The 19796-nt window shown below is 60.4% G+C and carries 18 protein-coding genes and 1 tRNA gene; 4 read left to right on the forward strand and 15 right to left on the reverse strand.

Going from position 1 to position 19796, the window contains the following annotated elements; all coding sequences use genetic code 11:
- Positions 1-3: 3 nt before the first annotated feature.
- The 8 genes from ggt to BLW22_RS00200 form a co-directional block, all read right to left on the reverse strand.
- Positions 4-1833, reverse strand: a complete 1830-nt coding sequence (ggt, locus tag BLW22_RS00165; RefSeq protein ID WP_065948493.1) for a gamma-glutamyltransferase — start codon at positions 1831-1833, stop codon at positions 4-6.
- Between the two features lie 36 nt (positions 1834-1869).
- On the reverse strand, positions 1870-2649 hold the full coding sequence (locus BLW22_RS00170) for a PhzF family phenazine biosynthesis protein (protein ID WP_065924006.1): 780 nt from the start codon (positions 2647-2649) through the stop codon (positions 1870-1872).
- Between the two features lie 100 nt (positions 2650-2749).
- Positions 2750-5191 carry a TonB-dependent siderophore receptor gene (locus BLW22_RS00175; RefSeq protein ID WP_065924007.1) on the reverse strand — a complete coding sequence of 814 codons (2442 nt, stop codon included), beginning with the start codon at positions 5189-5191 and terminating at the stop codon, positions 2750-2752.
- Between the two features lie 104 nt (positions 5192-5295).
- The gene (locus BLW22_RS00180) at positions 5296-6252 is read right to left on the reverse strand and encodes a FecR family protein (RefSeq protein WP_074843624.1); all 957 of its coding nucleotides are present in this window, start codon (positions 6250-6252) and stop codon (positions 5296-5298) included.
- On the reverse strand, positions 6245-6772 hold the full coding sequence (locus tag BLW22_RS00185; RefSeq protein WP_065948510.1) for an RNA polymerase sigma factor: 528 nt from the start codon (positions 6770-6772) through the stop codon (positions 6245-6247). The genes BLW22_RS00180 and BLW22_RS00185 overlap by 8 nt, the downstream gene beginning before the upstream one ends.
- A 132-nt stretch (positions 6773-6904) precedes the next feature.
- Positions 6905-7738: an EamA family transporter gene (locus BLW22_RS00190; protein ID WP_065924009.1), complete on the reverse strand. Its 834-nt coding sequence runs from the start codon at positions 7736-7738 to the stop codon at positions 6905-6907.
- 226 nt (positions 7739-7964) lie between these two features.
- Positions 7965-8915 (reverse strand): transporter, encoded by a 951-nt coding sequence (locus BLW22_RS00195; RefSeq protein ID WP_235865543.1) that lies wholly within the window; start codon positions 8913-8915, stop codon positions 7965-7967.
- A 190-nt stretch (positions 8916-9105) separates the two neighbouring features.
- Complete coding sequence (locus tag BLW22_RS00200) at positions 9106-10353, reverse strand: acyl-CoA dehydrogenase family protein (protein ID WP_074843626.1); 1248 nt, start codon at positions 10351-10353, stop codon at positions 9106-9108.
- A 226-nt stretch (positions 10354-10579) separates the two neighbouring features.
- Between BLW22_RS00200 and BLW22_RS00205 the strand changes: the two genes are divergently transcribed.
- Positions 10580-11269, forward strand: a complete 690-nt coding sequence (locus tag BLW22_RS00205; RefSeq protein ID WP_074843628.1) for an AraC-like ligand-binding domain-containing protein — start codon at positions 10580-10582, stop codon at positions 11267-11269.
- A 293-nt stretch (positions 11270-11562) separates the two neighbouring features.
- Here BLW22_RS00205 and BLW22_RS00210 read toward each other — a convergent pair whose 3' ends face one another.
- From BLW22_RS00210 to BLW22_RS00235, 6 genes are all read right to left on the reverse strand, one after another.
- Entirely contained in the window at positions 11563-12240 is a 678-nt protein-coding gene (locus BLW22_RS00210; protein WP_065924012.1) for an energy-coupling factor ABC transporter permease, read from the reverse strand.
- 68 nt (positions 12241-12308) lie between these two features.
- The gene (locus BLW22_RS00215; protein WP_065924013.1) at positions 12309-12749 is read right to left on the reverse strand and encodes a nitrile hydratase accessory protein; all 441 of its coding nucleotides are present in this window, start codon (positions 12747-12749) and stop codon (positions 12309-12311) included.
- On the reverse strand, positions 12746-13399 hold the full coding sequence (gene nthB / locus BLW22_RS00220; RefSeq protein ID WP_074843630.1) for a nitrile hydratase subunit beta: 654 nt from the start codon (positions 13397-13399) through the stop codon (positions 12746-12748). Before nthB ends, BLW22_RS00215 begins: the two co-directional genes overlap by 4 nt.
- 20 nt (positions 13400-13419) lie before the next feature.
- Entirely contained in the window at positions 13420-14052 is a 633-nt protein-coding gene (gene nthA, locus BLW22_RS00225) for a nitrile hydratase subunit alpha (protein ID WP_074843632.1), read from the reverse strand.
- 91 nt (positions 14053-14143) lie between these two features.
- Positions 14144-14632, reverse strand: coding sequence for a group I truncated hemoglobin (locus BLW22_RS00230; RefSeq protein ID WP_074843634.1), 489 nt, complete (start codon positions 14630-14632; stop codon positions 14144-14146).
- A 716-nt stretch (positions 14633-15348) separates the two neighbouring features.
- A tRNA-Met gene (locus BLW22_RS00235) sits at positions 15349-15425 on the reverse strand.
- Positions 15426-15511: 86 nt separating this feature from the next.
- Here BLW22_RS00235 and BLW22_RS35570 point away from each other — a divergent pair.
- Positions 15512-15634: a hypothetical protein gene (locus BLW22_RS35570; RefSeq protein WP_268876142.1), complete on the forward strand. Its 123-nt coding sequence runs from the start codon at positions 15512-15514 to the stop codon at positions 15632-15634.
- 151 nt (positions 15635-15785) lie between these two features.
- Here BLW22_RS35570 and BLW22_RS00240 read toward each other — a convergent pair whose 3' ends face one another.
- On the reverse strand, positions 15786-16337 hold the full coding sequence (locus BLW22_RS00240) for an RNA polymerase sigma factor (protein ID WP_065924015.1): 552 nt from the start codon (positions 16335-16337) through the stop codon (positions 15786-15788).
- A 262-nt stretch (positions 16338-16599) separates the two neighbouring features.
- Here BLW22_RS00240 and sctW point away from each other — a divergent pair, with 262 nt between their 5' ends.
- Positions 16600-17691 (forward strand): type III secretion system gatekeeper subunit SctW, encoded by a 1092-nt coding sequence (sctW, locus tag BLW22_RS00245; RefSeq protein ID WP_162844253.1) that lies wholly within the window; start codon positions 16600-16602, stop codon positions 17689-17691.
- Positions 17688-19781, forward strand: a complete 2094-nt coding sequence (gene sctV, locus BLW22_RS00250; protein ID WP_027606910.1) for a type III secretion system export apparatus subunit SctV — start codon at positions 17688-17690, stop codon at positions 19779-19781. Before sctW ends, sctV begins: the two co-directional genes overlap by 4 nt.
- Positions 19782-19796 lie beyond the last annotated feature (15 nt).

Here is a 19796-nt window from a genome sequence, read left to right on the forward strand (position 1 = left end):
AAGTCAGTCGCCGAGCGCTTCGCCTTCGCGCCGAGGGTCGGCGCCGCCGCTGAGCGACACCTTACCCTGGGCGTCCCGCTTGAGCACGATGGCCTGGATGCCGCTGGTCATGTCGATCTCGCTCAGCTCATGGCCCTTGTCCTTCAACACCTGCTTCAGGCCTGGGCTGAACAAGCCCGCCTCCAGCTCGGTAGCCCCATTGCGGCTGCCGAAATTGGGCAGGCCGATGGCGGTTTGCGGGTCGAGGTTCCAGTCGAGCATCGCCACCAGGGATTTGCTCACGTACTCGATGATTTGCGAGCCGCCCGGCGAACCGAGCGTGGCCAGCAACTCACCGCTCTCGCGGTCGAACACCAGGGTCGGCGCCATGGCCGAGCGCGGGCGTTTGCCGGGTTGCACGCGGTTGGCGACCGGCTGGCCGTTTTCTTCGGGGATGAAGGAGAAGTCGGTCATCTGGTTATTGAGCAAAAAGCCTTGGACCATTACATGGGAGCCAAACGCGGCTTCCACCGTGGTGGTCATCGACACGGCGCCGCCCAGGTCATCGACGGCGACGACTTGTGACGTGGAGATGCGCAGTGGCGAACGGTCTGGTGCGTAGGCGACTTGAATACCCGCCGGTCGGCCCGGCTTGGCGATGCCCATGCTGCGCTCGCCGATCAGCGTGGCACGCTGTGCGAGGTAATTCGGAGCCACGAGGCCGGCCACCGGCACCGGTGTGAAGTCCGCATCGGCCACGTACAGCGCGCGGTCGGCAAAGGCCAGGCGACCGGCTTCGGCGATCAGGTGCACGGCCTCGGGCGTGGGCTCAAGCCCGGCAGGCGAGGCGCTTTTTATCGGTGTCATCGGCGCGATGGCCAGGTGCGGGTCGCGGGCTTCCAGGGCCTGCAATGTGCCGAGCATCTGCGCCACCGCAATCCCGCCTGAGGACGGCGGCGGCATGCCGCAGACTTTCCAGCGCTTGTAATCGGTGCACAGCGGCACGCGTTCCTTGGCGACGTAGCCCTTGAGGTCGGCTTGAGTCAGGCTGCCCGCATTACGGTTGCCCTGCACCTTGCGCGCAATCTCATCGGCAATCGGCCCGTGGTACAAGGCGTCCGGTCCTTCCTTGGCGATGCGCTTGAACACAGCGGCCAGCGCCGGGTTTTTCAGTCGTGTACCGGTGGCTTTAGGCGTGCCATCGGCATTCAGGAAGTAGGCCGCCATCTCCGGCGATTGCGGGATAAAGCGGTCAGCGGCGATCAGGCTGTGCAAGCGCGGTGAAATCGCGAAGCCCTGCTCCGATAAGCGAATCGCCGGCTCGAACAGCTGGGCCCATTGCAGGCGGCCGGTCTTCCTATGGGCCATTTCCAGGGCCCGCAGCACCCCTGGCGTGCCCACCGAACGCCCGCCGATCTGCGCGTCGGTGAAGGCCATCGGCGTGCCGTCGGCGTTCAGGAACAACCGCTCGGTCGCCCCGGCCGGGGCCGTTTCCCGCCCGTCATAGGCGTGCACGTTTTTCCCATCCCACAGCATGATGAACGCACCGCCGCCAATGCCGGAGGATTGTGGTTCCACCAGGGTCAACACCGCCTGCATCGCAATGGCAGCGTCAATGGCCGACCCGCCCTGGCGCAACATCTCGCGTCCGGCCTCGGCCGCCAGCGGGTTGGCAGCGGCGGCCATATGGCGCTCGGCATGGCGGGTGCTGAGGTCGGTGCGATAGCCCGAGCCCAACTCCGGTGCCGGTGGCTGTTCGTTGACCGGGGTGTGGCAGGCAGCCAGGGCAAGGGCTGCCGCCATGAGCGACAGTTGGCGGCGGGAAATCGAAAACACGTGCTGAACTCCGTTCATTGTGCGAATGATCTGTTGTCCATGGGGCGCTGCGGTTTACAGGTAAATCGTGCCTTGCATGTACAACACTGCCTTGCCGGAAATAATCACGCGGTCGCCCTGCAGCTCGCAGTGCAATTGGCCCTTGCGCTGGCCCCCTTGCTCGGCCGTCAAGTGCGATTTGCCCAGGCGCTCGGCCCAGAACGGTGCCAGCGAGGTGTGTGCCGAGCCGGTGACCGGGTCTTCATCGATCCCCACATTCGGCCCGAACCAGCGCGAAATGAAATCAAACCGGGTGCTCTTGGCGGTGACTGCAATCCCGCGCTTGGGCAGGCCCTTGAGCCGCGCAAAGTCAGGCGTCAGCGCGGCGACCTGGGCTTCGTCGTCCACCAGCACGATGTAGTCATCGGTGCCGAACACGTCGGCGCTCTCGATCCCCAGGGCACTCAACATTCCAGCGGGCGGTTCGCAACGCTGTGGTTGCCGGGCGGGGAAATCCATCGCCAGTTCATCGCCATTGCGCGTCACCCGTAGCTCGCCGCTGCGGGTGGCAAAGCGCAGCACCTGGGGTGCATCCGCCAGCGCGTGAATCAACACCCACGCCGTCGCCAGCGTGGCATGGCCGCACAGGTCGACTTCGACTTGCGGGGTAAACCAGCGCAACTCGTAGAACCCATCGCGGGGCACGAAGTAGGCGGTTTCGGATAGGTTGTTTTCGGCAGCGATATGCTGCAGTTGCTCATCGGGCAGCCACTCGGTAAGCGGGCACACCGCGGCAGGGTTGCCGCCGAAGGCATGTTGGCTGAAGGCGTCGACTTGGTAGATGTCCAGTTTCACCGTGAAGCACTCCGTGCGTGGGGGGAGGCTGGACACTAACAGTGGTAAGGGAGGGCGTCAAAAGCGGCCTACCCCGGGATAGGCCGTGTGGCTCAGGCAATCAGAAGTCCCAGCGCGTGGTCAGCATGAAGTGACGCGGTGCGCCGTAGATGGCGGAGTTGTAGAAGCCTACGTTGGTGTAATACGGCTTATCGAACACGTTATTGAGGTTCAGCGTGGTCGACAGGTTTTTCGTGAATTGGTAGCGCGTCATCAAGTCCACCACCCAGTAGGACTCCTGGGAAAATTTCTCGGTGGTGTTTTTGGGGCTGTTGTAGATGTCCTGCCACACCGTATTCTGCCAGCGCAGGCCACCGCCGACGCTGACTTTGTCCAGCTCGCCCTTGAGCTTGTAGATCGTGAACATGCTCACTTGATCCTCGGGCTCGAAGGTCGAGATTTTTTTGCCGGCGTCGTCGCGTACCACCTTGTGGGTGTAGCCGCCCTGCAACTGCCAGCCTGGAGCGATTTCGCCGGACAGCTCCAGTTCGTAGCCCTTGGTCGTCGCGTCGGTGCCCTTGAAGGCAAAGTTGGGCGGTGTCGGGGTCTGGTTGTTGTACGCATCGTCGGGCAGCGAGCGGTTGCTTTCCTTCACCTCGAAGTACGCCAAGCTGGCGTTCAGGCGACCGTCGAGGAACTCACCCTTGAGGCCCACTTCATAGTTCTCGCCTTCGTCCGGGTCAATCAACTTGCGGTTACGGTCGAGGTTGTAGCTTTCCTGGGGCATGAAGACATCGGTGTAGCTGACATAGGCCGACAGGTTGTCCGTGAGGTCATAGATGGCCCCGGCATAGGGAATGAAGCGTCCGGTTTCACGGTAGGTATCGGTGCTGCCGGTCAGGGTGTAGTCGACCACGCGCCCGCCGAGCAACAGTTTCAGGTCGTTGCTGAGGTTCCAGCGGGTGGTGAGGTACATGCCGGTCTGGCGAATGGTGTCGTCGGTGACTTGGGAGGCCACGCCCCAGTCGGGCTTGGCCAGGTTGCCATGCCAGTTGACGTAGTCGACCAGGTTGGCGGTGGGGAAGGTTTCGTCCCAATAGCCCTTGCCCTTCCAGTGGGCGGTGCTGATGGATCCACCGACCACCAGGTCATGTTCACGCCCGAGGAAATTGAACGGGCCGCTGATATACAGGTCGGCCGAGTCGCTGGTGGTTTCGCCCTTGTAGCGCTGGGCGTTGATATTGGCAGTGCCGTCCGCCGCCGGCTGGTAGAACTGGATCGCACCCATCTGGGCGTCGTAGCCGTTGAGCTTGTGGTCCAGTTGCAGTTTGGTCACCCAGCCGTCGCCGAGGTCGTGCTCCAGGTTCGCGAACACCGTGCGGGTGTATTGCTGCCAACTGCTCCAATCAGTGGCATTGCTGAAGGAGCGCTTGGCATTGTTCAACTCGCCGGCATAGTTGAACAGCGGGAAGCTGCCGGACCAAGTGGAGCCTTTGGGTTTGCTGTCCTGATAATCGGCGCCCACGGTGAGCAAGGTGTCGGGTGACAGGTCGAACTCGAGAATGCCGTAGAACACCGAGCTTTTGTTCGAGTAGCGGTCGATCCACGACTTGTTGTCCTGATAGGCCGCCACCGCACGCCCACGCACATTGCCGGTTTCGGTCAGCGGGCCGCTGACGTCCACTTCCGTGCGGTAGTGATCCCAGGTGCCCGCCGCCGTGGTGATGTGGCCGAGAAATTCCGCCGTAGGCTTCTTGCGCACCAGGTTGATGGTGCCGCCCAGGGAACCGGCGCCGCTGAGCAGGCCGGAGGCACCCTTGAGCACTTCGACCCGGTCATAGATCGCCATGTCGCTCAGGGTGTTGCCCGCCGAATAGGCCACGTTGCGTACGGCTGAGGGAATACCGTCGTACTGGAAATTGTTGATCGAAAAACCGCGCGAGTAGTAATTGCTACGGTCGGTGTCGTAGGCCGACACGGTAATGCCAGGGGTATGGCGCATCACGTCGTCGACACTGTCAAGGGCGAAGTCATCCATGTGCTGGCGGGTAACGACACTGATGGACTGCGGCGTTTCACGCGGGGTCAGCACCAGGCGCGTGGCCGTGGCGATGGTGCCCGGGGTGTAGGAGCCGGTGCCTTCGGTGACGGTGCCCAGTTGGTTGCTGATCACGGTGGTGGTGCCCAGTTGCAGGGCCGCGCCGGGTTGTGCGGTGCGGGTCAGTATGACCGCGTTGGGACCATTGAGCTCGAAGCTCAGGGGCGTGCCTTTGAGTAACTGGGCCAGCGCCTCCAGGGCGGTCATGCGGCCGCTGACGCCAGGCGACTCGACGCCTTGGGCCAAGTCCGCCGCATAGGCAATTTGCAGCCCACTCTGCACACTCAATTGATCCAGGGCATTGACCAGCGACTGACGCGCTATGGCAAAGCTGCGGGTATCTGCTGCTTCACGAATGGCCGGCTTGCCCGCCGGTTCCACGGCAACCGCAGTGTTGCACGCCAGGCAGACAGCAAGCGCAAGGATGCTACGGGCGTGGGTCGGATTGAGTGCTGGAAAGTACATGTGAGCCCCGTTAGAAATAGGAATGATTTGCAAAGGCAAAGTTCTTGACGGGTTGAAGCTTCGAAAGCCGTAAAACTTTTTGCGACGGTGTCAGGGGCTCTGTATCAGCGAATAATCAGGATGCCACCCGGCAGGCGCTGGATGTGGGTGGAAGTGACTCTACTCAACGCCTGCACGATCGCCTGGGGGTCATCCAATTGGTAATTGCCGCTGACCCGCTCACCGGCAGCGGTATCGTTCAATAGCAGGATCGGTGAGGGGTAATAGCGACGGATCTCTGACAACACCTGTGCCAGCGGCGCGTTCTGGAACGACAGCCGTCCGTTGATCCAGGCCATCTGCTGTTCGCCACCTTCCAGGGAAAGCGGTTGCAGATGCCCACCCAGCAACTGTTGCCAGTTGCCCGCCTGCAACAGGCTCTGTTCGCCCTTGCGGTTGGCGAAGCGCACCTGGCCTTGTCGCACGGCGACGGTGACGCCCCCGTCGCGCTGGCTGACGCTGAATTGCGTGCCGACTACGGTCACGCTGGCCTCGGCGGTTTCGATGCTAAGAGGGCGCTCTGAGTCGTGTGCGGCTTCGACGTAGAGCTCGCCACGCAGCAGCTTGATGCGGCGATGAGCGCCGTCGAAAGCGATGCTGATTGCGCTGCGGCTGCCCAGCACGATGTGCGAGCCGTCCTCCAGGTCAAAGCGTTCCAACTGCGCAACGTCGGTCATGTGGTCAGCCTGCAGGCGCATCGGCACATCGGTCATCCAGCCGATGCCCAGCGTGATCAACACGGCAGCGGCGGCAGCCATGAAGCGTGTCTTGCGGTGCGTGGCGGCTTGCGGGGCAGGGGGCAATTCCAGGTCGCTGGCGAGGTTTTTCAAGGCTTGCTCGAAGGCGCGGCTTTCCCACATCGCGGCCAGTTCCGCATACGCCGTGGCGTGCCGGGGATCCGCATCACGCCACTGCTCAAAGCGCTGGCGGGTGATGGGGTTGCGCACCGTCTCATCGCGCAGGGTGAACCAGTCGGTCGCCTGCTTACGTATGGCATCGGGGGTGTCGGCGCGATCAATCATGGTCGGTCGTTTGCTTGACGCAGGCAGTGAGGGCTTGGCGCAGATCTTTTTCCACCGTGCTCAACGACACCTGCAGGCGTTGGGCGATTTCGCTTTGGGACAGGTCATGCAATCGATGCAATACCAGGATTTGTTGCTGGCGTTTGGGCAAGGTAGCGAGCACCTGTTGAAACTGCAGCAGTTGTTGTTGGCCCTGGGCCTGGCTCTCCGGACCGGGTGCCGTGGTGGGCACCTCGACAACCAGGCTTTCGGCCAGATGGCACTCATAGCGCCTTTTACTGCGCACACTGCGCAGATGATCAAAAGCCAGGTACTGCGCAGTTTGATAAAGAAACGGCTTCAAGTGTTCGATAGGGCGAGCGTACAGCGCTTTCGCCACCTTCAGGTAGGTTTCCTGGGCCAGGTCCTCCGCCTGGCTCGAACAGCCGACGACGCGCGACAGCATACGGATTAACGCACTGCGCTGCCCGATAAAAACGGCGCTGAGTTTTTCCTGATCCCCTGGCGTCCCTGTCTCCATGGCCCCGATACCCTGATGCGGCGTTGCGCGAATAGCAGGCATATTAATGAGAAGCGGTCTCATTTGATAGGGCGGCGGGTGATTTGTTTGGAGAGCAGTCCTGCCGGGCGTGTCATGGGTTCGACCGGCGCGTCAGCCCAGCCGCAACACCATAGCTCCACTGGCAATGATGCACGCAGCCATGATGCGGCGGCGGGTCAGTTGCTCTTTGAGCACCAGTGCCGAGATCACCACGCCAAACAGGATCGACGTCTCCCTGAGCGCCGAAACCGTGGCGATCGGTGCCGCCGTCATTGCCCAAAGCGCCAGGCCGTAGGACACGACGGTGCCGAAGCCACCGATAACACCTGGGCGCCAGTGGCGCGCCAGATAGCGGCAGAATTCGCGCCGCCTGACGGCAAATGCCCATACGGCAAGCGCGATGCCGGTGAGCAGGAATATCCACAGCGTATAGGCCGCCGGGGCGCCGGATTTGCGCACACCCACACCGTCGATAAGGGTGTAGCCGGCGATGACCGCCGCGTTGACCAGCGCCAGGAGCATCCCTTTTCGCTGACCGATGCTGGGGGCGGCAGCCATGCTCAAAATGCCGATGCAGATGATGGCAATGCCGAGCCAGGCAAATGAGGACAAGGATTCGGACAACAGTCCCACGCTCGCTGTCGCCACCAGCAACGGCGCGGTACCGCGCATGATCGGGTAGGTCTGGCTCATGTCGGCAATGCGGTAAGTCGAGGCGACCAGCACGAAATACACCACCTGCAAAATCACCGACGCGCCGATGAAGGGCCAACTTTCCTTGGCCGGCAGCTCTAGAAACGGAATGACCGTCGATGCGATCAGCGATGCAATGGACGCGATCATGCAGGTGGTCAGCAGCTTGTTGTCACCGCCCTTGACCACGGCATTCCAAGTCGCGTGCAACGCCGCGCCCAGCATGATGATTGCGAACACATCAAGGCTCATGAAGGGACATCCTATTGGCTCAGTTCTGTATCCAGGAGGGGGCTGCGAGTATGCCCCAGGCACTTTTTTCAAGGCATAAAAAACGCTCTACCTTTCGGTAAGCCGTTATCAGTAGCGGGTTACGCGTCAATTGAGGGCAAATGCTGTTCGATTACGCCTGGTCGCCCCATGCCCGGATATGTTTCAACGCCAGGCGTTATCGAGTAGCCCTGAATGAGATTTTTGCTCAGAACACCTGCAACAGTCGAACGTTGATGCGGGCGCTTTCCTTGAAGCCATTTTCCACCTCAAGGTCGCGCCCGAGCGCCACCAGCACCTGCGTCTTCGGGCGGATGAAGTAACTGCCACCCACGCTGATTTTTCGTTGCCGAGCCTCGTCGTCGCTGTCAACGCCATTGACTCGGGTCTCACCGCCCCAGGTCTGCGACAGGCCGACGAAAGCGTTGGCTCCGGGCGTGAACTGGTAACGCAAATATCCCTGCCCCTGGTAGAGCTGTTTCTGTTTGAGCGTGTCGCCGGCAGCGCCGTAGTTGTCGTTCTTGCCGTGGAACATGACGTCGCCGGTCAAATCGACATACCAATTGTCGGTCAGCCCTTTGACGAAACCTACCTGTAAATCAAATTTCCAGCGGTTCTCACCCAGATTGAGCGGGCGGTCGTGGCTATAGCTACCCGTTGGAAGGTACAGATAGGGCGCTATGGCTAGATAGGTGCGAGACGCTGAGTCGTTGATCAACCAGATTGGTGCGGCCAGGATAATGTCACCTACCCCGCTGGTCTTGCCCAGTGCACTCGTGTCGCGCCCGGCATCCAGCCGGCCAAACGGTACCAGGATCTGGGGGCCTACCGTCAGCCCGCCAATCGTGGTGTAGTGCACCAGCCTCCCGATACCGACATCCGAGACCAGCCGAGGATCCCGCGCCGTCTGCCGTCCCTGGGCATAGAGTTTGTTGCGCTCGGCATGCTGCAGGTACAGCAACCCCGCCGTCGTACCCTCCGGCGCCGGGACGAAATCACCGATGTCCACATCGATGGCGCGCGCGGTCATCGGCACCATCGTGACCATCGGTAGACAGGCCAAGGCCAATACCTTGTTCATGCAGCTCAGGGGCGAGTGGGTACCGGCCTTTGACACGTGGCCGGTCCTGCGGGCGACGCTGGAGAATGCTTGGGTCATTACGGAAGTCCTCTCTCGAGTAGTCATCTGTCATTGATCGGTCGGCGAAGTGCGGCGACACAGGACAACGCGGCAGTGCGCATGACAAAGATAGGGGGGACGTGCCCCAAGTCGCTTTGTTGGGGCGGTCATTCGTTGTGCTGGGAAGGACAGTTGCTCGGCGCTTACGCCTCGTGGCCTGGGGGCCGTTTCAATTGCGTGCCTCTGCGCCGGCCATGGCGTCGTAGGCCGGCGAGCGCAGCAGCGCATGGAGTTGCCGGCGGCGGACCCCCACGTTGCCGCCGTCGTACAGGGGAAAACACAGCGCGTCCTGCATCAGGCCGGCCAACGGGTAGAGGTCGGTATAGGCATCGACACCGACAACGCGCATGGCATCGTAGACAGCCTGAACGCACAGTTCCGAACAGTGAACCTTGGTGATGATGGCCAGTTCGCGGCTGCGTCCCTGGGTGATATCGAGCTGGTGACAGGCTTTCCAGGTCAGGTAGCGCGCGGCCTCGATGCGCATCTTGATATCGGCCAGCATGAAGCCAACGTTCTGGTGCTCAATCACAGGCACCGTGCCGGAGCGCTTGTCGGTGCGGGCAAACTTCAAGGCGACGTCGAAGGCCGCGCGCATCACACCTACGCAGGCCGCGCCGATGAGCGCCGCAGTCCAGGAGAAGGCATCTTCCACCATGGCAATGCCATCGCCCGGCTTGCCCACAATATTGGCCGCCGGCACGCGCACATTGTTGAAATGGATGCGCGGCGAGATCGTCGCGCGATGGCCGACGGTATCGAGAAAGCCCGCGATCTCGATGCCCTGGGCGCTGCCGGGCACCATGATGACCGCCAGCGATTGCTGCGGCGGCAGGGCCGCATCGGTGCGGCATATGACGCTGTACAGGTGCGCGCCCTTGCCGTCCCAACCGGTGCTGTTGGTGGTGTAGTGCTTTGCGCCGTTGATGACCCATTCGTCGCCTTCGAGGCGGGCGAATGTCTGCACACCGGCGGAGGGGTCGGAGCTGTCGTAGTTAGCGCCGCCGGTGACCTCAGTGAAGGCCAGGGCGGCCAGGCGCGAGCCATCTTCGACGAAGTCCGGCAGGAAGCGGCGCTTCTGCTCCTCGGTGCCGTGGTGCAGCACCGCGTGCAAACCCAGGCCGGTGCCCAGCAAGGCCGAAGGCAAGTTGACGTCGGCGGCGGCGAGTTCTTCGGCAGCCAAGGCAAAATCCAGCGTGGTCAGGGCGCTGCCGCCGAACGAGGCGGGCAGCAACGCCTTGATGAAGCCGGCGTCGACCATGGCATCGTAGAACGGCCGCGTGGCGTAGAACCGGTCTTCCGGTCGCGCGATTGGGGCGATGGTGGGGGCGACCTTGCTGAGGACTTCGGTGGCGAAGGTTCGCGCGCTTGCCTGTAAAGCCTTCTGTGATTCGGTGAGCTGGAAATCGATAGCCATGGGAAGCGACCTTTCTTGCGGTGGGTTAGGTAACGGACAACTCATCGTAGGCAGCCGGACTGCCTCGGTCTCGCTGGAGCGTGCAAGCCCAATTGACGATCTGTGCAACAGGAGGCACACATGACACGTCTGAGCGGCCCGCCCTACCGTGACATTGGCTCAGAAATCAGTCGCTGGCTTGCGCTCGCGATGATTGTCTTTTGCGCCACTGAGGGGTGACCGCAGGATGCAAATCTGGACTACCGAAGCGTGCGTGCAGCGCGAAAGATTCAGCTACTGGCGTGAGGTCCTCTGCGAAGCCTTCGTCTCGCTCAATCCCATCCTCAAGCAAGAGCCTGCAGGATCGGACTTCACGGGCGAGGTGAGCTCCCGGCCCCTTTCCATGAGCGCGCAGACCCGCGTGTTTTCCCGTGCGCAGTTCGTCCAACGACGTTGGGATGAAATCCGCCGCAACCCGGTCGAGTTCTGCTTCGCGAACTTCCAGTTGGAAGGGTCATGCGTGGTCCGTCAGGATGGGCAGGAGACACTGGTGATGCCCGGTGACTTCTCCGTCGTGGACTCCACGCGTCCCTACTTTCTCGATTTCAGGGAAGATTGGCGCGTGCTGTCATTCCCTATACCCAGGGAGCAACTGGTGTCCAGGCTCGCGGCACCGCGCCAGGCGACAGCGCGCTGCGTCAGTGGCCTGATCCGGGAGCTGCGCTTGCGGCACAGCGCGCGCGATCTCTGCAGTTCCGGCCATCCTGGCGTGCTCGCCGTAGCGCTGCGCTGGGGATTTAACGATGCCTCGCATTTCTCCCGGTTGTTCAAGCAACGGTTCGGGATCTCCCCACGCGGACTCGCAGCCAGCGTCGAAGGTGAAGCCAAACCAGGAACGAACAGTTGTGGATCGGTCCAGGATCTTCTGATCAGGTGAAGACAAGGTTCAGGAACTACAAAGGCGATCAAGGTGCGAGGTGCGGGGATGCGACGCGGCGCAGGGTGACCTGCGGTCATCTGTTGGTAGTCCCCGTTCATCACGGCGCCTTTCGCCATGAATATGGAGCCAGCGGTACTCCCCGGACTGACTTGCGGGGGCTATTTCTGAAACGCATCAACTACCTCCAGTTTTGCTCACGAGGTGTTGAGGTCGTTCTCGCTCTTGATGCCCCGAGCATTGCGGTCTTCGAATGCCCAGGGACAGTCTGGCTTGGACTGGCGTCTGTCGACTCAGGCGGTCTGGTACAGACGGCGCTCGACCAGCCTGCTGTTACGCAGGCGATGCGTTGCCTTGGCACCGGCCAGCACGGCCAGGTCCAACAGCGGTTCGAGGATGACGACGGTCATGTAGGCACTGCCGAAGGTCAGGACTGACAGTGCGTTCTCTGCCGTGAAGCCCTTCCCGTAGAAGGCCCAGAAGGCAACCCAGGCGACGATGCCTGACTGGAAGGCCGTCGACAGGCCCAGTGCCTGGCGATAGCCCAGATCAACATAGGGCGTGTTTGGCGCGATGATACGCCGCGCCAGGGCAGCAACTGCCAACAGCGGTACCAAAAGGGTGGTGACGTTCATGCCGTACTGCGGCAGGTCGAATGGGGCGAAGAACAGACCCTGGATTAACAGCCCCAAAGCGAGACCTACTGCTGCAGGTGCTGCACCGAACAACAGGAACAGCGTCGAGCCGAGTATGAGATGCACCTCCGAGACGCCAACCGGATGATGCGGTAGCAGTTCAAAGAAGCCAAACACCAGCGCCGTGGCGGCGGCGGCGCGAACTACCAGCGAGACGGCACCTCGTTCGCCAATGGCGTCCGCAACGAGTTTGACGGTGTAGGTGCCGACGCTTGCGGCGGTAACATAGCTCAGCCAGAGTTTTCCGGCTTCCACGAGGCCAGGTTCGATATGCATGACGATGACTCCTTGGCCGCCTCTGCGGCTTGCTAGGTAAAAAAGGACAACAAAAAACTGCTCCGCCCTCAGTTAGAGGCTCGGCTGATCGCCACGGGCTCGCGATGCGGCAGATGCTCACCGGTGTGCCCGTGGGCCGGTGGACAACTTGCATTGAGCAAAACCACCGGTTGTCCATGGGGAGTATTCAGGTAGGCCTGCCTCCATTCCTCGCCCCGCTGGACGATGTCCTCCATCCCGGTCAGGCCAAGGGTGGTGACCATTCTTTCCATGGCCGTGATCCATTGCCGGTAATAGGCGTCATTGACGCCTTCTCCGGGTTGCGCCGGGGCGGCCTTGATCTCTTCGCTGAATACCTGCACCCAGTCCTTCCAGGGGAACACGCCGGCTTGGTGCAAGTGCACCAGCAGGGAAAAAGCCTGAGCCTGCCAAGGCTTGTCGAACACCGGGCCTTCATCGTCGAGAGGGAGGCCGACGGCCTTGTAGTCGTGGCGCATGCTCGTGTTCATACGGCCTCCAGGTAGTTGTCCCATAGGTCGATGCACACACTGTCCGGTCGCCGTACTCCCCACAATTCTTCGGCACTGAAGCGTACGGCATAGACCTGCTGCGGCTGTTCGCCCAAACCATGGGCCATCGTGTCCGGGGTAGCGAACGCGCCATGTGCAATCACGATTGTGCCGACCTTACCGCGCGCGTAGCGTGGCAGCCGGGTGTGATTGGTTGGGTTGAGGCACTTCGTTCGCACCCGGTCACCGACTCGGAATTGGCCGGGGACATCTTCTTTTGCCCGCGACGAGGCGCCGCCGAGCACTACGGCGTCGACGATGTCCGGTGTTAACACCGTGACGGGCTGTGTCGGTGGGGTAGGTTTGGCCGTACCCTGCAGTTCGGCGGCGCTGATGACGCCCTTTTCTGTCAGCAGGGTCTCGAAGGCGTACAGCCAGTGCTCGTAGTAGCTCGACTGCAGGTATTCGGCCGGCTTCATGCGTTCGATGGCGTGGCGGAATTCGTCCACGTTGAAGTACCCGCCGACGAAGAGCGAGGCGAAGAGCGGAAAAACCCTGCGCTCCCAATCATGATGGAAGATGGGTTCGTGCTCTTCCGTGAGCACTGGGCCGAAACCATGCATGCCGCCCAGGTCGTGTATACCATTCATGGGTTTTCTCCTTTTCAGGTTCAGGCTACTTGATCCGGATTCTTAGGCAGTCCGGTGCCGATCATGGCGTCGCGAGTCACGAGTTCGACCAGTTGTTCCTCGTTCCAGCCATCAGTACCCGCCGGACGTTCCGGCAATACCAGATAGCGCAGCTCAGCGCTGCTGTCCCAGACGCGAACTTCCTTGTCATCAGGAATCGTCAGACCGAACTCCGCCAGCACGCCGCGCGGGTCAATGACTATCCTCGAGCGATAAGGTGCGGACTTGTACCAGACCGGTGGCAGGCCCAGGGTCGGCCATGGGTAGCAGGAGCACAGTGTGCATACCGTCACGTTGTGCACGGTCTGGCTGTTCTCCACGACCACCATGTCTTCACCCTGAACACCAGAAAAGCCCAACTCGGCGATGGCTGCGGTGCCATCTTCCAGCAGCCTGTGTTTGTACAGAGGGTCGAACCAGGCTTTCGCTATGACCTGGGCGCCGTTTCTCGGGCCGACCTTGTGTTGGTAGGTGTCCACCAAAGCATCCATGGCTACGGGATCGACCAGGCCCTTTTCCGTCAGCAGGGACTCGAGCGCTTTGACGAGTAGCGCTATGGCCTCCGGTGGCTCAGTGTGGTCGTGATCGTGATGATGTTCGTGCGTATGACTCATGTCTTTGCCCCCTCTGAAGTTGGTGAAATCGCTCCCTGCATTACTCGACGAATGCAGCAATACCAATATCCGGCGCCAGCTTTTTCACAGGTTACTTCCCTCGGTTCGGCCAAATTACCCCAACGCTTTTCATTCCTTTGGCGGGGTCCATTTCGGGGTGTGCGAGTACTACGTCGCGGTAGGAGGGGCTACCAATCACGGCGGGTTTAAACTTGATCAGAAAGTCATTGACCTCTTTGCGCAGATCCGGTGCCAGATCGTAGTCGTTGTAGCATTCCTCAAGGCAATCGAGCACGGCTTGCCAGTGCACCTCGGTAAGACCCATTCCGCGATGCGCGGTGACCATGTCCCTACCTCGGTATTTGGCGCTGCCACCCCAATGTTCAGAAAGGAAATCGACAAAGTTGATGTGTTCCTTCTGGAATGTTGATTCGGACATGTGGGCCCAGATATGGCCGATAGCGGGATGTCCCATGGTCTTCCTCAAAACTGCCCCTGCGAACTGATAAATGACGTCGTAGCCCCCAAGACGCGCATAGAGGGAGGGCTGTTGTTCCACGGATGGTTGCTGGTCGGTCATGATGCGGTTTCTCCGTTTCGGCTGGGGACGATCTCATTCGCTCAATGTTGCGTTCCGCATGGTTGATAAAGGGTGCGAGAACTTGCGACGAATCCAAATTAGAGCTGCTGTCGAGCGCACGCTTTGCTGGCAAGGACAATCGTTTGGTCTAGACGGACAACGGCTTAGGAAAACCGTGCTTGCAGCAGACGCAAAATGCTGACATCGGAACTGGTCCTGCGGCCATGGGGGTAGATATGGTCCGTGACTGGGGTTCCTCTATTTCTGCCTTGACCGGACGGTTCGCTGTTCTAGATCGCCGTGGACGTTGGTGTTTTACGATTGGTCCCATTCCATCGGCGTTGCAGCACCAAGGTCCCGAGTTGCAGCAGGTAAGTGGCAAACTCTTCGGGTGCCATGTCCCATCTCTGTAAAAACCAGGATGAATCGGATAGTCGCTGCTGTTCTCGTAGATGCATGAGACACCTCGTCATTTGTGTTTTTAGGGACACGGCGTGGAGTGAACATTATCTAGGGGAGATGAAGTGTGCTTGGCTCGAATGGACAACCGTTTGGTTAAAAAGGACAGGTATAGATGTCCGGCATGCCAGTGGGCAGCGATGGTGCGGGGTGGGGAGGGATAGACAGGGATAAACGGCCACATACAAGAAAGCCCGCACGAGGCGGGCTTCTTGAGGTGATTCATAGACTGCTGTAGACATCTATGGATCGGTACTTGGTGGCTACACAGGGACTTGAACCCCGGACCCCAGCATTATGAATGCTATGCTCTAACCAACTGAGCTATGTAGCCAAGTGGCGCGCATTATTCGCGTAGAACGGGAATGCGTCAAGCATTTATTTTGAATTTTTATCTACGCTTTCAATTGTTTATCGGAAATGAGCGAGTTGGGCGACGAGTGGTTGCTGATTCGCTTCTCCCGTGAAGAGACACCCATGGCGCCGAGCAATCCTCGACCGCCGCGCAAACCTGCCCGCCGCTCCTGCTGGCAGCTGGACTGATCGCCCGAGAGCCGTGGGGCTGATGTTCGGTGTTGGTGGGATCGGTGCGGTACTGTCAGGAGGCTGGGCGATCTGCCTGGCACGTATGAAAGAGGTCTGGTTCGGTTGGGCAGATATCCTTGTCGCCCAACGCTTTGCCAGTCAGCCGGATTTACGATTGAAACGGATTCTGGGTGGCGCGCTTGAGTTGTTCGCGTGCGCGCGACAGTCGCGAGCGAACGGTGCCGATGGGGATGTCCAATACATCGGCTGTGTCCTGATAGCTGCCGTCGGTTTCCAGGGAGGCGTACATCGTCTTGCGCATTTCCGCCGGCAGGTGGTCAATGGCGCTCAGGGTATTCTCCAGGCGGCGGTTGATCTCAAACTCCCAATCCAGGTTGTTGTTTTCTTCCTGTCCATGCCACAACGATTCATCAAATTCGCAATGCACGGGTTTGGCATACATGCGCCTGAAGTGGTTGCGAATCAGGTTTTGCGCGATGCCGCACATCCAGGTGCTGAGCGAGGCGTTACCGCAGAAGCGCTCGCGGTTGCGCCAGGCCTCCAAGTACGTCAGTTGCAGAAGATCATCCGCATCTTCGGGGTTGAGTACGCGCTTGTGAATGAAGCGCCTGAGTTTTTTCTGCTGGTCGTCTGTCAGGTGATGCATGAATTGAGGCGAGCTGCCAACGAGGTGAGCTAAAGCTTCAATGGGGAGATTCATGTTTTTTTTCCTTAGGGTAGACGCAGTCGAGCGGGTGTCGACAGGTCCCCTTAGCACTCCCTGTGCCAATCGAAAAAAATACATAACTGTATGATTTACATATATAAATATTTTTGGCTGGTGGGTTTTTATGCAGTGATTTGCATGCGGCGCCGAAGGCTTTTGCAAGTTTTTTCAAATTCCCAGTGAGCACGGATTTTGATGGAACTGCATGGGGAGACGTTGCCACACAGGGAAACACTCTTCCTGTACTGGCGTGTCCATGGAACAAGTATCCCGTAAAACAACTGACCCTCGTAACGATGTGCGCACCCACCCCTCTGAGGGTGAAGCGGTTGTCAGCCATGCCTCAGCGCAAGTGCACACATCCGCGAAGGGCATCGATGAGCTTGCACATCTGTTTGGTCAGGAGGTGGAGCTCAACAGCCGGGCGCTGAGCGAACGGAAGATGGCGGTACGCGTGCTTCCGGCCGAGCAGCTTGCGCAACTTTATGATCAGTTGGGCCATCCGGCCAAGAAAACGCTGGCTTTCCTTTCACTGCTCTTCAGGCAGCAATTGCAGGACAGACCTACTGTCGAAAAATTGCTGAAGCTTGCGGACGGGGACCCGGCGCGCGCGTTCGTGGTGCTCAAGCATGTGGTGGCCAAGGCAGACAGCGAGGGCCGCCCGTCCGACACTACGTTGTTGGCGCGCGATGCAATTGCCAATCTTGAAGCTCGTTTCAAAGGGGAGATCCAGGCCGGCCTGAACATTGCCTTGGCATTGCAGTCAGCCGGGGTCGACCCGCAGGAGCGCCAGGCACTGCGTGTGCTCTACTATGCCAGTGTGGTCACGCGCCAGTCCCTGCCGACGATGATGCAGGCTTTGCTGGGTGTATACGGTGGTGAGCAGTTCCACGTCGGGCTCAAGGTGATGCGTAAGGCTTTGGCGGATGACATTGCGGCCGCGGTGTCGTCAATGCCCACACCCCTGTTGCGCACTTTGCTGATGGGCCTGCGGGACTGCGGGCAACTGAGCAGCGTATTGGGCGGTTGTCACACGCTGATCCAGCGCTTGAGTATTGAGCATAACGCCGTGAGCTTGTTGCAACGCCTGCTGGGGTACGCCGGTACCGGTATCGCGGTCGATGAATTGCTGCGCTTGGGGGACGAACTGGGAGGCGGTCCGCTTGACCGTCAACTGATGTCCCTCAATGCCCTTTACCCTCTGTTTCAGCAATTTCCCCTGGCATTGTGGTCCGAAAAGCGAATACGTCTGGAAACCCTGCAGATCCTGCTGACGGTGATCGATGAACTGGACCGCGCCTTGCGTGGACCCACACGGTATGCCGGTGAGCCGAGGCTGATGACGTGACCGCACTGTCGGCCATCAACCGTGGGTTGCTCAAAGTGGCACAACGCGCCGAGGTGCTGGGCGCTGTGGTGGTCATGGCCATCGTATTCATCTTTATCGTGCCGTTGCCCACCTGGCTGGTGGATATTCTGATCGCCCTCAATATCTGCATTTCGTGCCTGTTGATCGTGCTTGCGCTTTACCTGCCGGGCCCCCTGGCGTTTTCTTCGTTCCCCTCGATCCTGCTGTTGACCACCATGTTTCGACTGGCCCTGTCGATTGCAACCACGCGTCTGATCCTGCTGGAGCAAGACGCCGGCGATATCGTCGAGGCCTTCGGTAATTTCGTGGTGGGGGGCAACCTGGCGGTGGGGATGGTGATTTTCCTGATCCTGACCCTGGTTAACTTCCTGGTGATCACCAAGGGCTCCGAACGGGTTGCCGAGGTCGCGGCGCGGTTCAGCCTGGACGCCATGCCGGGCAAGCAGATGTCCATCGACAGCGACTTGCGTGCCGGCCTGATCGACGGCACGCAAGCGCGGGACAAGCGCGAGCAGTTGTCCCGTGAGAGCCAATTGTTCGGCGCGATGGATGGGGCGATGAAGTTCGTCAAGGGCGACGCTATCGCGGGGTTGATCATCGTCGTGGTCAACCTGTTGGGCGGCTTCTCTACGGGCATGTTCCAGCACGGCTTGAGCGCCGCTGATTCAATGGCGTTGTATTCGGTGCTGACTATCGGTGATGGCCTGATTGCACAGATTCCGGCGCTGCTGATCTCCCTGACCGCCGGCATGATCATCACCCGGGTGGCGCCGGAGGGGCGCAAGGGCATCAGTAACATGGGGGCCGAAATTGCCCGGCAAATGACCAGCGAGCCCAAGAGCTGGATAATCGCTTCGGTGGGCATGCTCGCCTTTGCGATAGTGCCCGGTATGCCGACCGGGGTATTTATCCTTATTTCGCTGATAACCGGCACATTGGGGTATTACCTGATGCGCCAGCGTCAGCGAGAGGCAGCGCCCGCGGCCGAAGCCTCCGAAGCCGTGCGTCCCGAAGAGAACGGAAAAGAGGACTTGCGCGGGTTCGATCCGTCGCGCCCCTACCTGTTGCAGTTTCCCCCGGTGTTGCGTGGGACGCCTGAGGTGACGGAGCTTATTCATGGGATTCGCCAGTCCCGAAATGCACTGGTTGCCAATATTGGCCTGACCCTGCCGCCCTTCGAAGTCGAACTCGATGACTCGCTGGCCGCCGACGAAATGCGTTTCTGTGTGCATGAAGTGCCGATGGTCAAGGCCTCGGTTGTCAACTATCTGGCCGTTGAGCGTAACGCCTTGACGGTCGAGCCCGAGCATGGAATACCCGGCCTGGCTGAGCGTGATGAACAGGACTGGGTCTGGCTGGCACCGGATGATCCACTGCTCGACGATCCGCAACTGGAGCGCTTCACCGCGACCAGTCTGATCATCGAACGCATGAAGCAGGCCATGATGCTCAGCGGCCCGCAGTTCCTGGGGATCCAGGAGAGCAAGTCGATCCTCAGCTGGCTGGAGCACAACCAGCCGGAACTGGTGCAGGAACTGCAGCGAATCATGCCGCTGTCGCGCTTTTCGTCGGTGTTGCAACGCCTGGCCAGCGAAGGGGTGCCGCTGCGGGCCGTACGGCTGATTGTCGAATCGCTGATCGAGTATGGCCAGCATGAGCGTGAACCGGAAGCATTGGCCGACTACGCGCGTATTGCGCTCAAGGCGCAGATTTTCCACCAGTACAGCGAGGCCGACGGCCTGCATGCCTGGCTGCTTTCACCGCATACGGAAAACATCCTGCGCGAGGCATTGCGACAGACCCAGACCGGGGTGTTTTTCGCGCTTGACGATGAGCACAGCGCTGCGTTGATCAGCCTGCTCAACCAGGCCTTTACCTTAAGGGCCAAGAGTAAAAGTGTGCTGTTGGTGGCGCAGGACCTGCGAAGTCCCTTGCGTACCTTGCTGCTGGAAGAGTTCAACCATGTCCCGGTGCTGTCGTTTGCCGAGTTGGGGAGCTCCTCCAAGGTCAAGGTGCTGGGGCGCATTGACCTGGGCCAGGACGAGCTGATGCGTGGTGCGGTGGCATGAGTATTCGGCCATGGC

Origin of the sequence: Pseudomonas marginalis, assembly GCF_900105325.1 — a bacterium.
Taxonomy (GTDB): Bacteria; Pseudomonadota; Gammaproteobacteria; order Pseudomonadales; family Pseudomonadaceae; genus Aquipseudomonas; species Aquipseudomonas marginalis.